The organism is Collinsella sp. WCA1-178-WT-3 (M1), from assembly GCF_009696325.1.
Classification (GTDB): Bacteria; Actinomycetota; Coriobacteriia; order Coriobacteriales; family Coriobacteriaceae; genus Collinsella.
Window position 1 is genome coordinate 1 of record NZ_VUME01000013.1, and the last position, 14,716, is coordinate 14,716.

The window sequence follows — 14,716 nt, forward strand, 5'->3', positions numbered from 1 at the left end:
GCCTAGCGGGCGGCGGGATCAACCGAAGAGGAAACCGAGCGGGGGCGCCAGGCGCCCGGATGCGTCATGCCGAAATGGCACGAAGCACGCGGTTGACAAAACTATAGAGACACGTCCCAAATTAGCTACCCTGCAGGAGTTAGCGCCACGGGTCGGCTTCGAACATCGGCTCGCGCTCGGGGCGGCGATCGCTGTAGGGATCGTAGCCGTCGTCGTCCTCGTTCTCGGCACGGATGTAGGGGTCGCGCGGCTTGGGTGCCGGCTTAGGCGCAGGCTTGGGTGCGGCGGGCGCTGACTCAGGCGCCGGTGCGTTCGTCTCGTTCTCGTCTTTCATCTGCATAGCTCCTTGCCATGTACTCACGTTCAACATCATCGATTGTCGCACGAAAAAGGGCGGCGGACCCAATTGGATCCGCCGCCCTTGGCGTTTGGCTCAAAAGGTAGATTTTAAGGCATGGCCCAACAATCTACTCGGCATCGGGCACCTCGTAGGTGGCAGACGGCGTGTTATCGCACACGACGGTAAAGGCACCGTCCTTGTCGACGTCAACCGTCACCTGATCGCCCTCGCGCACCGTACCGTCGATGATAGCGGCGGCGATGGCGTCCACGACCTCGCGCTGCACCAGACGCTTGAGCGGACGGGCACCAAAGACCGGGTCCAGACCGCCCACGGCGAGCATCTGCTTGGCCGCCGGGGTGATGGCAAGCGTCATGCGCTCCTTGGCCAGACGTGCGCGGACGTCGGCGAGCTGAATATCGACGATCTTTTCGATCTGCGCCATGCCGAGCGGATGGAACACCACGATATCGTCGATACGGTTGAGGAACTCGGGGCGGAAAGTCTGAGCCATGGCCGCATCGACCTGATGGCGCATCTCCTCCTCGTCCTTGCCCGAAAGATCGGCGATAGCCTTGGAGCCCACGTTGGACGTCATGATGATGATCGTGTTCTTGAAGGACACCTGACGACCCTGACCGTCGGTCAGACGGCCGTCGTCGAGCACCTGCAGCAGCACGTTGAAGACATCCGGGTGAGCCTTCTCCATCTCGTCGAGCAAGATCACGGAGTACGGGCGACGGCGCACGGCCTCGGTGAGCTGTCCACCCTCGTCGTAGCCCACGTATCCCGGGGGCGCACCGATCAGACGCTGAACGCTGAACTTCTCCATGTACTCGGACATGTCGATACGCACGAGCGCGCGCTCGTCATCGAACAGGCACTCAGCCAGCGCCTTGGCGAGTTCGGTCTTGCCCACACCGGTGGGGCCCAGGAAGAAGAAGCTGCCGATGGGCTTGTCCGGATCGGAGAGGCCCGCACGGCTACGGCGCACGGCCGCGGCGACGGCGGAGACGGCCTCATCCTGGCCGATGACGCGCTTATGCAGCTCGCCTTCCAAGCCCTTCAGCTTGTCGAGCTCACCCTGCATCATCTTGGAGACGGGCACACCGGTCCAGGCGCTCACGACCTCGGCGATCTCGTCGGAGGTCACCTGCTCGTTGAGGCCTTCACCGTCCTGCTGCTTTTGTGCCTCGAGCGCGGCCTCGGAATCCTGAATCTGCTGCTGCAGACCCGGAATCACGGAGTAACGCAGCTCGGACGCACGGCCCAAGTCTCCGTTGCGCGTCGCACGCTCCTCTTCGCTCTTGGCCTCATCGAGCTGGCCCTTGAGCTCCTGCACATGGTCGATAGCGTTCTTTTGGTTGAGCCAACCGGCCTTTTGCACGTTGAGCTTTTCCTGGACCTCGGCGATTTCCTGGCGCAGGGTCTCCAGACGCTCCTTGGAGGCGTCGTCGGTCTCCTTCATGAGCGCCTGCTCCTCAATCTGCAGCTGGGTGAGCTGACGCGTGGTGGCGTCGATCTCGACCGGCATGCTGTCGAGCTCCATGCGCAGGCGGCTTGCGGCCTCGTCGACCAGGTCGATGGCCTTGTCGGGCAGGAAGCGGTCGGCGATATAACGATCGGAGAGGTCGGCGGCGGCCACGAGCGCGCTATCGGTAATGTGCACGCCGTGGAAGATCTCGTACTTCTCCTTGAGGCCACGCAGAATCGAGATGGTGTCCTCGACGGTAGGCTCGGAGACCATAACGGTCTGGAAACGACGGGCGAGCGCCGCGTCCTTCTCGATGTACTTGCGGTATTCGTCGAGCGTGGTCGCGCCGATCGCGTGCAGGTCGCCGCGGGCGAGCGCAGGCTTGAGGATGTTGCCGGCGTCCATGGAGCCCTCGGTGGCACCCGCGCCCACAATGGTGTGGAGCTCATCGATGAACAGGATGACCTTGCCTTCGGACTTCTGCACTTCCTTGAGCACGGCCTTCAAGCGGTCCTCGAACTCGCCGCGGTACTTGGCACCGGCGACCAGCGCGCTCATGTCGAGCTCGATGAGGTCGCGGTCGCGCAGCGTGCTCGGCACGTCGCCGGCCACGATACGCTGGGCGATGCCCTCGACGATGGCCGTTTTACCGACACCCGGCTCACCGATGAGCACAGGGTTGTTCTTGGTACGACGGGACAGGACCTGAATGGTACGACGGATCTCGTCGGTACGGCCGATAACCGGATCGAGCTTGCCGGCGCGGGCCAGGTCGCAGATGTTGCGGCCGTACTGCTCCAGCGCCTCAAACTGAGTCTTGTCCTCGGCGGACGTCACGCGGTCATCGCCGCGCAGCTCCTCGTAGACTTGCTCGATGCGCTCCTTGGTGACGCCTGCGTCGCGCAGAACGCGGCCGGCCTCGCCCTTGTCCTCGGCAAGTGCCATCAGCAGATGCTCGGTCACTACAAAGCTGTCGCCCATCTTGGTGGCCTTTTTCTCGGCCTTCTCGATGACGCGGACGAGCTCGTTGGACAGGCCCATCTGCTGGCCCTCGCCCGAAACCTTGGGTGCGCGGTCGATGGCATCTTGCGTGGAGTGTGCAAGCTGGGCTGGGTCGGCGCCGATGCGCTCGATAATCACGGAGATATTGCGCTCGCCGGCACCGAGCAGGGCGGACAGCAGGTGAATCGGCTCCACCGCGCCGGCCTGTGCGTCGGCAGCCGTGCTCATGGCGGTCTGCAACGCCTCGCGCGACGTCATTGCTAGCTTATCGATTCTCATGGAATCACCTCTCTTGGGGCGGCCGCCCTACGGGGCGGCTTCACGTTGTCCGAGAAGTATTGTTGCCAGCTTTGTACGATCTTATACACAAATCTAAGTCTCTATATATAAGATTTTCTGAGTGATTGATGGATAGGGTACTGAGATGTCAGCCCACCACTGCCCAGGTGCACTACCGTCTCGATCTGTAACATCTAGCAGCCATTTTTGATCCTAGATGTTACAAATCAAGATGAAATGGCCAGCGGCAACCGTTTGTCTCAATCTGTAACATCTACTCGGCAAATAGAGCTCTATCTGTTACAAATCGAGACGAGCAGAAGACACCCGAATCGAAAATCTAAATCTGTAACACCAGGCCCACTTTTAGCGGCCAAGATGTTACAGGTCGAGACAAACCGAGAACCACCACAAAGGTGCCTGCCCCCTTTGTGGCGGTTCTCGACAAAAAGAAACCGCCCCAATAAAAAGAGGCGGCATCAAGCAAGTCTATTTATTAGCGTCCCTCAAGACCCAACGAGAACGCAGAAATGTAGCCCGGGGCTTATCCTTTCCCGAACGCGACCCTCGCGAAGCGCGTGAGCACGAGGGAAAGGTGTGTCCGGGGCGTACAGCAACGTTACTCGGCAGCGGCCTTGAACTTGTTGTAGTTGATCAGGCAGCCGGCCTTGACGATGGCACGCTCCTCAGCCGTCATATCGGCAATGTAGAGCTCAATCTGCTCGACCGCACCATCGGCGCGCACCACGTAGGCGGCGATGTCCTTCAGGTCACCATCGAGCGCGGCACGGATACCCGGCACGAAGACGTAGTCGCCCACCTCAAAGTTGGGCTCGGCCTCCATCTGGAAGGGCACCATGCCCCAGTTCATCACATTGGAGCGATAGCGCTTGGTGGCGTACTCGTGGACGATGTTGGCCAGACCGCCAATCACGCGCTGGCAGCTCGCGGCCTGCTCGCGGGCAGAACCGTCACCGGGCTTCTTGGCATAGAGCATGGAGCCGTACTCGGTCGCCTTGGCATCGGCCACGACGCCGGCGCCGGCCAGCGCCTCAAACACGCCGGCAAGCTCGGCATCGAGTGCCGCCAGATCGCCCGCCGCCTCGCCGGCAACGCGGCGCTTCTCCACGGCGTCGACCTCCTTGGAACGACCCACGTAGGCCGGATCGCGGCGGCTGAGCGTAAACTCTGCCAGGCCCAGCGGGTTGGAGCGGAAGGAGCTCGTCTCACCCGAGGGAATGAGCTCGTCGGTCGTGGTGACCGGGTCCATGATCTTGGAGCACACCTTGAGCAGGATATCGTCGCCGAGAGGCTCCATCGCGGGCCACGGCTTGATGTTGGGGCCTTCGACCAGCTCGTCAGCAGGCTCGGCCTTGCCAAAGCCCCAGTACACGCGCTTTTTATACGGCGCGTCGTCAAAGGTGTACTCGCAGGCCTCGTCCCAAGTCTCCTCGGGCAGGTCGGTCGCCGGCGTCAGGACGCCTCCGTTGGCGGCCGTCGCCGCAATGGAGCGAGCGTCCATTAGGGCCACGGCGCTCAGCTGACCATTGCCCGGCTTGGAACCCTCGCGGTTGGGGAAGTTGCGCGTGGTGTGGCGGATGGACAGGCCGTTGTTGGCAGGCGTGTCGCCGGCGCCAAAGCACGGACCGCAGAACGCCGTGCGCACGATCGCGCCGGCCTCCATAAGGTCGTAGATATAGCCACGGCGCGTAAGTTCGAGCGCCACGGGCTGGCTCGTGGGATAGACCGACAGAGAGAACTCGCCGCAGCCGGTGTTGGCGCCCTTGAGCACGCGGGCAGCCTGGACCACGGAGTCGTAGTTGCCGCCCGAGCAGCCGGCGATAACGCCCTGTTGCACGTGAAGCTTGCCGTCGACGATCTTGTCGAGCAGGCTAAAGTGCGTCTTGCCCTCGCCGATCTTAGCGGCCTCGAGCTCCACCTCATGCAGGATGTCCTCGAGGTTCTCGTTGAGCTCCTCGATCTCAAAGCCGTTGGAAGGATGGAATGGCAGCGCGATCATGGGCTTGATGCTCGACAGATCGACCTCGACGCAACCGTCGTAGTAGGCGACATCGGCGGGCTTGAGCTCGCGGTAGTCGTCGCCGCGACCGTGCGTGGCCAAAAACGCGTGCGTGTCCTCGTCGGTGGCCCAGATGCTCGACAGGCAGGTGGTCTCGGTGGTCATGACGTCGACGCCGTTGCGGTAATCGGTCGTCATGCTCGCGATGCCGGGGCCCACAAACTCCATGACCTTGTTCTTGACATAGCCCTTGGCAAAGACGGCACGGATGATGGCGAGCGCCACGTCGTGCGGGCCGACGCCGGGACGCGGGGCGCCCGTGAGGTAGATAGCGACGACGCCGGGATAGGCAACGTCGTAGGTGTCGCGCAGCAACTGCTTTGCCAGCTCGCCGCCGCCCTCGCCCACGGCCATGGTGCCCAGGGCGCCATAGCGGGTGTGCGAGTCGGAGCCCAGGATCATCTTGCCGCAACCGGCGAAGTTCTCGCGCATAAAGGAGTGGATGACGGCGATGTGCGGCGGAACGAAGATGCCGCCGTACTTCTTAGCCGCGGAAAGGCCAAAGACGTGGTCGTCCTCGTTGATGGTGCCGCCCACGGCGCACAGCGAGTTATGGCAGTTAGTGAGCACGTAGGGCAGCGGGAACTGCTCCATGCCCGAGGCGCGCGCCGTCTGGATGATGCCGACGAAGGTGATGTCGTGGCTCGCCATGGCATCGAAGCGAATCTTGAGCGCCTCGGGGTCGCCGGACGTATTGTGTGCCTGGAGAATCGAATACGCGATGGTGCCGCGCTTGGCATCCTCGGGCGTCTGCGTAATACCGCGCTCGGCAGCCTCGGCCGCAGGCACAACCTCGCTGCCGCCGCGCAGGTAGATGCCGTCTTCGTACAGCTTGACCATACTGTCTCCCACTCTGCCCAAAAGATTTGGGCGCATAGCATGCATTCGTTCAATATCGTGCCATAGAACGGTTGCGAGTGGGTTACGAATCTGCACGTTCACTTTATCTCGGTAAAGCACAGGACGAGCCCGATGTGGGTCAGCAGATTTGGTGCAAGAGCGTCCCTTTCGACTAGTCATTTAAGAACGTCCCCAATGACTACTCTGGCAACGGCAGCGAGCGGGCCGCATTCGGAGCAAGGCAACGCCGCAGGTAGAGGACGGACAGCGAGCGGACCGCATTTCCAAAGTGAGGAACGTCCCCAAGTGCCGCATCCGGACCTTGGCAACGCCGCAGGTAGAGGACGGACAGCGAGCGACGTCCAGAGCGAACAAGTTGGCATGAAAAAGGCAAGGCATAGACCTTCTGGTCATGCCTTGCCTTTTGAATGACAAATTGTCGCTCTGGGCGGCGCGCAGCGTCGACCGGTCCGCCGTTCGTTAGAACGGCGGAACCTAGAGATCCCCGCCGGCGCCCAGCAGCTTGCGCATGACCTGTTCGGGATTAACCGAGCCATCGCGCGGGGCCAGGGAGGTGATCTTCTTCTGCATCTTGTACTCGTGCAGCTCGTCCTCGAGCTGGCGCATGCGGGCGCGGAGCTTTTCGTTCTCGCGCTCGCGCTCCTCGGCACGCTCCTTCATATCGAGGATGCGCACCACGCCGGCAAGGTTGATGCCCTCGTCGGTCAGCTGGTTGATGAGCTCCAGGCGCTCGATATCGGCACGCGAATACAGGCGCGTGTTGCCGCCCGAGCGCTGGGGGTTCACCAGACCCTTGGACTCGTAGACGCGCAGAGTCTGCGGATGCATGCCGGTCAGCTCGGCCGCCACGCTGATCATGTACAGCGGTTTGTTCCTATTGTCCTCGTCCATGCTACCTGACCCCTTTCCGTCTCGTTATCGTCCATCATAAGCCCGCAGGCGTGGGCGTGCACCGCGACCGCCCTAGAACGTCGCCTTGTAACGGTTAACTTTCTCGCGGTAGTCGCGCGTGTCGGCCTCGCGCAGCTTGGTCATGGCATCGCGCTCGTCATCGGATAGGTTCGTGGGAACCTGTACCTTGATCTCGACGAGCAGCGCACCCGTACGGCCACGGTGCTTAACGTCGGGCGCCCCCATCTCCTTAAAGCGGAACTTCTTGCCCGTCTGGGTACCCGCAGGCACTTTCAAACGGACCGTCGCACCGCCGGGCGTGGGCACGTCCACCGTGCAGCCGAGCGCCGCCTCGTAGACCGAGACCGGTACCTCCATGGTCACGTCGGCGCCTTTGCGCTTAAACAGCGGGTGCTCCTCCACATGCGTGGTCACGACCAGGTCGCCGCGCTCGCCGCCGGCGACGCCATACTCGCCGCGACGCTTGTAGCGTAGCTTGCCGCCGTCGACCGCGCCCGCGGGCACCGAGACCGTAATGGTCTGCTGCTCGCCTGTCGAGGGAATGCGATAGGTGACCTTGTGCGTCACGCCGCGAAACGCGTCCTCGGCCGTCACATCGACGGTCAGCGACAGGTCGCCGCCCTTGCGAGCGCGGCTGCGACCCGCGCCGGCACCGGCAGCGCCCGCAGCCCCGGCAAAGCCCGAGCCCCAATCGCTGCCCCAGGCGCCGTTGCCGCTAAAGATGCTGTCGAAGATGTCGCCCCAGCCGCTGGCACCCGCGCCGGCACCGTAGCCGCCGCCATACGCGCCGCCTGCGCCCGGCATGCCGCCAAACATGAGCATCTGGTCGTACTCTTTGCGCTTCTTCTCGTCCGAAAGCGTCTCGTAGGCCTCGCTGATCTCCTTGAACTTGGCCTCGTCGCCGCCGGCGTCGGGGTGATATTTTTGCGCGAGCTTGCGAAACGCGCTCTTGATCTCTTTGTCGGAGGCGCTCTTGGATACGCCCAGGATGTCATAGAAGGTTTTGCCTGCAGCCATCGTAGCTCCTCTCCTGTTTTATCCGTCGCCCAGCGGGCGGCGGTTCATGCTTTCATATGGCACTAGGCCAGAAAGGGCCCCGGGTGTTGCCCCGGGGCCCTTCTCAATTACTCCTCGGTGCTCTCGGCCGTATCGGCCGCAGCATCCTCGGGCGCCGCTTCGGGCTCCGGTGCGGGGCGCTTTTCGCCACCGTAGGTCACCGTCACCATCGCGGAACGCAGGATGCGGTCCGCCATGCGGTAGCCCTTCTGGTACACGTCGTTGACGGTCTCGTCGTACTGCGACGAGTCCTCGACGCGACCCACAGCCTGGTGCTCGAGCGGATCGAACGCCTCGCCCTTGGGGTCGATGGGCTCAACGCCCTCGTGCGCAAACACATCGAGTAGCTTGGCATGCACCGCGTCGACGCCGTCGACGAACTGCTTAAAGTCGTCGGCAAGCTCTTGGCTGCGGGCATGGTCGATCGCGCGCTCGATATCGTCGACCACCGGCAGCAGCGCAGTGACAAGCTTCTCTGTCGCGCGCTCACGCTCGGCGATACGCTCGCTGGCGGTGCGGCGACGGAAGTTCTCCCAGTCGGCCTGCAGACGGGCGGTGCGCTCGGTGGCGTCCTTCGCCTTGTCCTCGGCAGCCTTCTGAGCCTCTGCCGCAGCATCGAGCTCATTGCGCACGTCGGCAAGCTCCTTCTGGGCCTGCTCGAACTTGAGCTTAAAGTCGTTGTCGGCGGCTTCCTCACCGGCGCGGATAGCGGCTTCCACCATCTCGTCCTCGGTCATCGTCGCCTCCTTGTTGGAATCCTCTACCTGGTTCTCGACAGCCTCGGCGGCCTCGGCCTCGCTGGCCTCGGTATCGTCGACGGCCTCTACGGGAATCTTCACGTCCTTCTCCTCAGAGTCAACGGGGGCGGCTCCAACGGCAGCCGCCTCCGTGCGAGCTTTACGGGCGGACATGATTACTTGTCCTCGTCGTCCACAACCTCGTAGTCGGCGTCGACGACGTCATCGTCGGCAGGCTGGGCGCCGGCGGCACCGTCGGTCTGCTGCTGAGCGTCGGCGTAGACAACCTGAGCCAGCTCGTAGGCCACGGACTGCAGGGACTCGCCAGCTGCCTTGATGGCCTCGACGTCAGAGCCCTCGAGCGCCTTCTTGGCATCGGCGATAGCGGCCTCGGCCTTGGACTTCACGTCGGCGGAAACCTTGTCGCCCAGCTCGTTGAGGGTCTGCTCGGTGGAGTAGCACAGGCTGTCGGTCTGGTTGCGGACCTCGACCTCTTCCTTCTGCTTCTTGTCCTCCTCGGCATGAGCCTCGGCGTCCTTGACCATACGATCGACTTCTTCGTCGGACAGAGCGGTGGAGCCGGAGATGGTGATCTGCTGCTCCTTGCCGGTGCCCTTGTCCTTAGCGGAGACCTTGACGATGCCGTTGGCGTCGATGTCGAAGGTGACCTCGATCTGCGGCACGCCGCGGCGGGCAGCCGGGATACCGGTCAGCTGGAACTTACCGAGCGACTTGTTGTCGCGGGCAAGTTCGCGCTCGCCCTGGAGCACGTTGATCTCGACGCTGGTCTGGTTGTCGGCAGCGGTGGAGTAGACCTCGGTCTTGGAGGTCGGAATCGTGGTGTTGCGGTCGATCATCTTGGTCATGATGCCGCCCATGGTCTCGACGCCCAGCGACAGCGGGGTAACGTCGAGCAGCAGGATGCCCTCGACGTCGCCGGTGAGCACGCCGCCCTGGACGGCAGCGCCGTCGGCAACGACCTCGTCGGGGTTCACGGACATGTTGGGCTGCTTGCCGGTCATGGTCTTGACGAGCTCCTGGACGGCGGGCATACGGGTGGAGCCGCCGACGAGGATGACCTCGGTCAGATCGGAGAGCTTAAGGTTAGCGTCGCGCAGGGCGTTGGTGACAGGCTGCTTGCAGCGCTCGAGCAGGTCGCGGGTGATCTTCTCGAACTCGGCGCGGGTCAGCGTGTAGTTGAGGTGCAGCGGGCCGGACTGGTTCATGGTGATGAACGGCAGGTTGATAGTGGACTGCTGGGCGGCGGAGAGCTCCTTCTTGGCGTTCTCGGCGGCCTCCTTCAGACGCTGCAGGGCCATGGGGTCCTGACGCAAGTCGACACCGTTCTCCTGCTGGAACTTATCGGCCATCCAGTCGATGACGCGCTGATCCCAGTCGTCGCCGCCCAGGTGGTTGTCGCCCGAGGTGGACAGAACCTCAAACACGCCGTCGGCGAGGTCGAGGATGGAGACGTCGAAGGTACCGCCGCCCAGGTCGAAGACCAGGATGCGCTGGTCGGAGCCCTGCTTGTCCAGGCCATAGGCCAAAGCGGCAGCGGTCGGCTCGTTGACGATACGCTTAACGTTGAGGCCGGCGATCTTACCGGCGTCCTTGGTGGCCTGGCGCTGGGCGTCGTTGAAGTAGGCCGGGACGGTGATGACGGCGTCGGTGACGGTCTCGCCCAGATACTTCTCGGCGTCGGCCTTCATCTTTGCGAGCGTCATGGCGCTCACCTGCTCGGCGGTGTATTCCTTGCCCTCGATGTCGACGACGGCACGGCCACCCTGGCCCTCCTTGACCTCATACGGCACGGTCTTGAGCTCGGAGGTGCACTCGGAGTACTTGCGGCCCATGAAGCGCTTGATGGAGAACACGGTGTTCTTGGGGTTGGTGACCGCCTGGTTCTTAGCGGCCTTGCCCACGACGCGGTCGCCGTCGGCACGGAAGCCCACGACAGACGGGGTGGTGCGGTCGCCCTCGGCGTTCACGATGATGGTCGGAGAACCGCCCTCGAGAACGGCCATTGCGGAGTTAGTAGTACCAAGGTCGATACCAAGAATCTTGCCCATTAGAAATTCCCTCTCTCTTGTGCGTTTGCACCGACTCGGCGGTCTGCCAAGCGGTCTTTCGGTTTGTCTTTCAGGATGTAGTGTATCCCCTTATGGACCGGAATATACAAAATCTAAGTCAATTCATATAAGATTTCTTATCACTTAGAGTTTAGGTTCTCGAATGCGCAGGTAGATGCGCTGATTGAGTTCTCGGCAAATCTATCGAAATCTATGTAGAGATGGCTGAGGTTTGGGACGGGGGTGCCTGGGGCTGCTTTACGGAAAGCTCGTCCCGGTTTGAGTGTGGATTCCGGGTCGTAGTTTCCGTCTGAAGGCTCAACCGGAAACCATATCCCGTTTTGAGAGCTGATACCGGGTCGCAGTTTCCGCTAGCGGGCCCAACCGGAAACTGCGACCCGTTTTTCGACCAGGTAACGGGATGCGCTTTCCGAAAGCCCACTCAATTGCTCAATAATTCGAGTCACCTTTAGCTAACATCTGCACAGCTCACCAGCCTCACCAGTGCGTTTCTTAGTAAGCCGTGGCATACTCGGCGAATGGTATGAAGATGCCGGCCAGAGGGTATTGCAAACGGTCGCTCACGTGGTATGTTTTTGCCCGAATCAAACCGGCGCGCATCGCCTGTAGCGTCGGTCAACAGAGAGGAAACTACCATGGCTCATCCCGTAATTGATGCCGACGAGTGCATCGCTTGTGGCGTTTGCGTCGACTCCTGCCCCGCTGGCGTTCTGGAGCTCCAGGACGTCGCTACCGTTGCTGACGAGGACTCCTGCGTCGCCTGTGGCGCTTGCCAGGACGCTTGCCCCGCCGGCGCGATCACCGAGATCGTCGAGGAGTAACAACTCCCCCACTTGCACACTCACAAGTACACCGTGCACAAAAAAGGAGGCCTCCGCATCGCCGCGAAGGCCTCCTTTTTGTGCGGATAGCTAATTTGGCACCGTCGCAGGTTGAGCATAAGTCAGCGAAAACGCCCCCAAGCGAGCAAGGTGACGCGAAAGAGGAGGGAAGCGTACTTTTGTACGCGACCGACGATTGAACGTCAGATTGCCGCTTAGGGGCGTTTGCAGCGTCGGCTACGATAGATCGTCTTCGTAGGGCATCAGGTCTGCCAGATAGCCCATCTCCTTGAGCATAGCCTCGATCTCGTCGAGGGTTTGCTCATCCTCTGCCGCGATGCGATGGAAGTGATAGCCGCTCGTCACCGTTAGTAGTGGAAAGCTTTTGCCGCTCTCGATATCGTGCAGGTAACGCTCAACATCGCGACGATTGCGGATGTCCAGGTCGGCCGTGATCTTACCGTACACGCGGTGATTGACGATCACGTTGAGCACGGCGCCTCCGGCGTCGACGATACTCGTGAGCTCATCGCCTGCCTGCTCCATGCTATGGCGAACCTTGACCAGGCGCGTGGGCACGGCGGGGCTGCTGGGGGCCTCCTGCAGCACGTAGCCGCGATTGGTCGCCACGATATCGTGCCCATCGGCGCGCAGCAGGGCGATGTCTTGCACGACAACCTGGCGGCTCACACCCACCTCGCGAGCAAGCGTACTGCCGGAGACGGGGTCTTTGGCTCGCTCGAGCACGCCCATGATGGCACGGCGACGCTCGCGGGCGTCCATTATTTACCGTCCAGCAGACGCAGGTGCTTAAGCGAGAGGTCGAGAATCGGCGCAGAGTGCGTCAACGCTCCCGAGCTAATAAAGTCAACGCCCAGGTCGGCAAGCGCACGGATATTGCTGGCATCCACGTTGCCCGAACACTCGGTCTTGGCGCGACCGGCAATAAACTCAATCGCGGCAGCCATGTCATCGTGGGTCATGTTGTCGAGCATGATGATGTCGGCGCCGGCCTCCACGGCCTCGCGTACCATGTCCAGGTTCTCGCACTCGATCTCGACCGTCGCGGTAAACGATGCATGGGCGCGCGCCATCTCGATCGCACGCGTCACGCCGCCGGCGGCGTCGATGTGGTTGTCCTTGAGCATGACGGCCGTCGACAGATTGTAGCGGTGGTTGCTGCCGCCGCCGATCTCGACCGCGGCCTTCTCGAAGGCGCGCATACCCGGCGTGGTCTTGCGCGTGTCGACGAGCACGGTCTTGGTGCCCTCGAGCGCCGCAGCCATCTGGTGCGTATAGGTAGCGATACCGCTCATGCGCTGCAGGTAGTTGAGCGCCACGCGCTCGCCCGAAAGCAGCACGCGCGCATCGCCGCGTACCTGGCCCACATGGTCGCCGGCGTGCACCTCGTCGCCATCGGCAACATCAAACAGCACCGAGCTCTGCGAATCCAGCAGCTCAAAGGTACGAGCGAACACATCCAGGCCCGCGATGATGCCATCGGCCTTGGCGATGAGCTCCACCGTGGCGGGACGCGCCGTGGGGCACACGCTTGCCGTGCTCACGTCCTCAAACGTAATGTCCTCGCGCAGAGCCTGCAGAATCAGATCATCGACGACGAGCTTCATGGTAATGGGGTTCATGGTCTACTCCTCCACGGCCTGCGTGCCGGCGGCACGGGCCAAATCATCGATTGCCAGGGTGTCGGCGCTCAGGGCGCGATGACGGCCGTCGAGCGCGGGCTCGCCCGCCTGCTCCACGGCGAGCGACTGGCCGGTACGCATGTGCCACGCGGCGCGACGACCCCAGACCAGCGCCTCGAGCAGGCTGTTTGATGCAAGGCGGTTCTTGCCGTGAACGCCGTTGCAGGCCGTCTCGCCGGCGGCGTAGAGCTCGGGCATCGAGGTGCGGCCGTCCTTGTCGACCCACACGCCGCCCATAAAGTAGTGCTGCGTGGGTGTGACGGGAATGGGCTCGTCCAAGATGTCGCGGCCGTCCTCCAGGCAGCGTGCGCGAATGTTGGCAAAGTGTCCGGTTACCACGTCGCGCTCAACGGGGGCAAAGCTCAGCCACTCGTGCTCGGTACCATCCTGCTTCATCTGCTCGCGAATAGCGGCAGCGACAACGTCGCGCGGCTGCAACTCGTCGGTAAAACGCTCGCCGGCGGCGTTGAGCAAAATCGCGCCCTCGCCGCGGCAGCTCTCGCTGATCAGGAAGGTGCGGCCCGGCTGCGGCGAGAACAGTCCCGTGGGGTGAATCTGCACGTAGTCCAGGTGCTCCATCTTAATGCCATGCTCCTGGGCGATGTAGCAGGCATCGCCCGTGAGCTGCGGATAGTTGGTCGAGTGGTCGTATACACCGCCGATGCCGCCTGTCGCCCACAGCGTGTGGCGGGCATGGATCTTAAACGGCTCGCCGGCATGCACGCCCTCGGCGGCATTTGCCAGCTCGTCGGCGGGGCGAACCGAGTTATCCTCGTCCACGGGAACGGCGACGACGCCGAGGCACGCCGTAGCGCCATCACGCTCGCCCGTCAGAATGTCGGTCATGGCCACGTGCTCCAAAATCTGCACGTTATCCAGCTTGCGAACGGCCTGGAGGAGCTTGGTCGTGATCTCCTTGCCCGTAATGTCGGCATGGAAGGCAATACGCGGACGGCTGTGCGCACCCTCGCGGGTAAAGTCGAGGCTACCGTCGGCCTTGCGCTCAAAGTCCACGCCCATGGCCAGCAGGTCGTTGATGACCGAGCGGCTCGAGCGGATCATGATGTCGACGCTCTCGCGGCGGTTATCGTAGTGGCCGGCGTGCATGGTGTCCTCAAAGAAGGCGTCGTAGTCAGAGCCTTCGGGAAGCACGCAGATACCGCCCTGCGCGAGCATCGAATCGCACTCGTCGACAGCGCCCTTGGAGAGCATGATCACGCGCGTGCTCGTCGGCAGATTAAGGGCCGCGTACAGGCCCGCCACGCCGCAACCGGCAATGACGACGTCGCACTCCATGTCGGGGCATTGTTTGGTTTCCACAGGAATCCTCTCCCTTGTAATGTGGCATAAGGGATGGTCCC

Annotated in this window: 11 protein-coding genes; 1 reads left to right on the plus strand and 10 read right to left on the minus strand. The window is 62.6% G+C overall.

Going from position 1 to position 14,716, the window contains the following annotated elements:
- Nucleotides 1-139: 139 nt before the first annotated feature.
- From FYJ40_RS07600 to dnaK, 7 genes are all read right to left on the minus strand, one after another.
- A complete protein-coding gene (locus tag FYJ40_RS07600; RefSeq protein ID WP_229770727.1) occupies nt 140-334 on the minus strand; it encodes a hypothetical protein in 195 nt (64 codons plus the stop codon).
- Nucleotides 335-467: 133 nt separating this feature from the next.
- Nucleotides 468-3,095, minus strand: coding sequence for an ATP-dependent chaperone ClpB (gene clpB, locus FYJ40_RS07605; RefSeq protein WP_154518122.1), 2,628 nt, complete (start codon nt 3,093-3,095; stop codon nt 468-470).
- Nucleotides 3,096-3,714: 619 nt separating this feature from the next.
- Nucleotides 3,715-6,015 (minus strand): hydratase, encoded by a 2,301-nt coding sequence (locus FYJ40_RS07610; protein WP_154518125.1) that lies wholly within the window; start codon nt 6,013-6,015, stop codon nt 3,715-3,717.
- Nucleotides 6,016-6,510: 495 nt separating this feature from the next.
- Nucleotides 6,511-6,927, minus strand: coding sequence for a heat shock protein transcriptional repressor HspR (locus FYJ40_RS07615; protein ID WP_154518128.1), 417 nt, complete (start codon nt 6,925-6,927; stop codon nt 6,511-6,513).
- 72 nt (nt 6,928-6,999) lie between these two features.
- Nucleotides 7,000-7,965, minus strand: coding sequence for a DnaJ C-terminal domain-containing protein (locus FYJ40_RS07620; RefSeq protein ID WP_154518131.1), 966 nt, complete (start codon nt 7,963-7,965; stop codon nt 7,000-7,002).
- Nucleotides 7,966-8,072: 107 nt separating this feature from the next.
- On the minus strand, nt 8,073-8,915 hold the full coding sequence (locus tag FYJ40_RS07625; protein WP_154518134.1) for a nucleotide exchange factor GrpE: 843 nt from the start codon (nt 8,913-8,915) through the stop codon (nt 8,073-8,075).
- 2 nt (nt 8,916-8,917) lie between these two features.
- On the minus strand, nt 8,918-10,810 hold the full coding sequence (gene dnaK, locus FYJ40_RS07630) for a molecular chaperone DnaK (protein WP_154518137.1): 1,893 nt from the start codon (nt 10,808-10,810) through the stop codon (nt 8,918-8,920).
- Nucleotides 10,811-11,466: 656 nt separating this feature from the next.
- On the opposite strand from dnaK, the gene FYJ40_RS07635 reads away from it, so the two are divergent.
- The gene (locus FYJ40_RS07635; protein WP_006235216.1) at nt 11,467-11,652 is read left to right on the plus strand and encodes a DUF362 domain-containing protein; all 186 of its coding nucleotides are present in this window, start codon (nt 11,467-11,469) and stop codon (nt 11,650-11,652) included.
- A gap of 237 nt (nt 11,653-11,889) precedes the next feature.
- Here FYJ40_RS07635 and FYJ40_RS07640 read toward each other — a convergent pair whose 3' ends face one another.
- The 3 genes from FYJ40_RS07640 to FYJ40_RS07650 are packed head-to-tail and all read right to left on the minus strand — an operon-like array spanning nt 11,890 to nt 14,675.
- Entirely contained in the window at nt 11,890-12,435 is a 546-nt protein-coding gene (locus FYJ40_RS07640; RefSeq protein WP_154518140.1) for a transcription repressor NadR, read from the minus strand.
- Nucleotides 12,435-13,295, minus strand: coding sequence for a carboxylating nicotinate-nucleotide diphosphorylase (gene nadC, locus FYJ40_RS07645; protein WP_154518143.1), 861 nt, complete (start codon nt 13,293-13,295; stop codon nt 12,435-12,437). Before nadC ends, FYJ40_RS07640 begins: the two co-directional genes overlap by 1 nt.
- A gap of 3 nt (nt 13,296-13,298) precedes the next feature.
- Nucleotides 13,299-14,675 (minus strand): L-aspartate oxidase, encoded by a 1,377-nt coding sequence (locus tag FYJ40_RS07650; RefSeq protein WP_370450670.1) that lies wholly within the window; start codon nt 14,673-14,675, stop codon nt 13,299-13,301.
- Nucleotides 14,676-14,716: the final 41 nt, after the last annotated feature.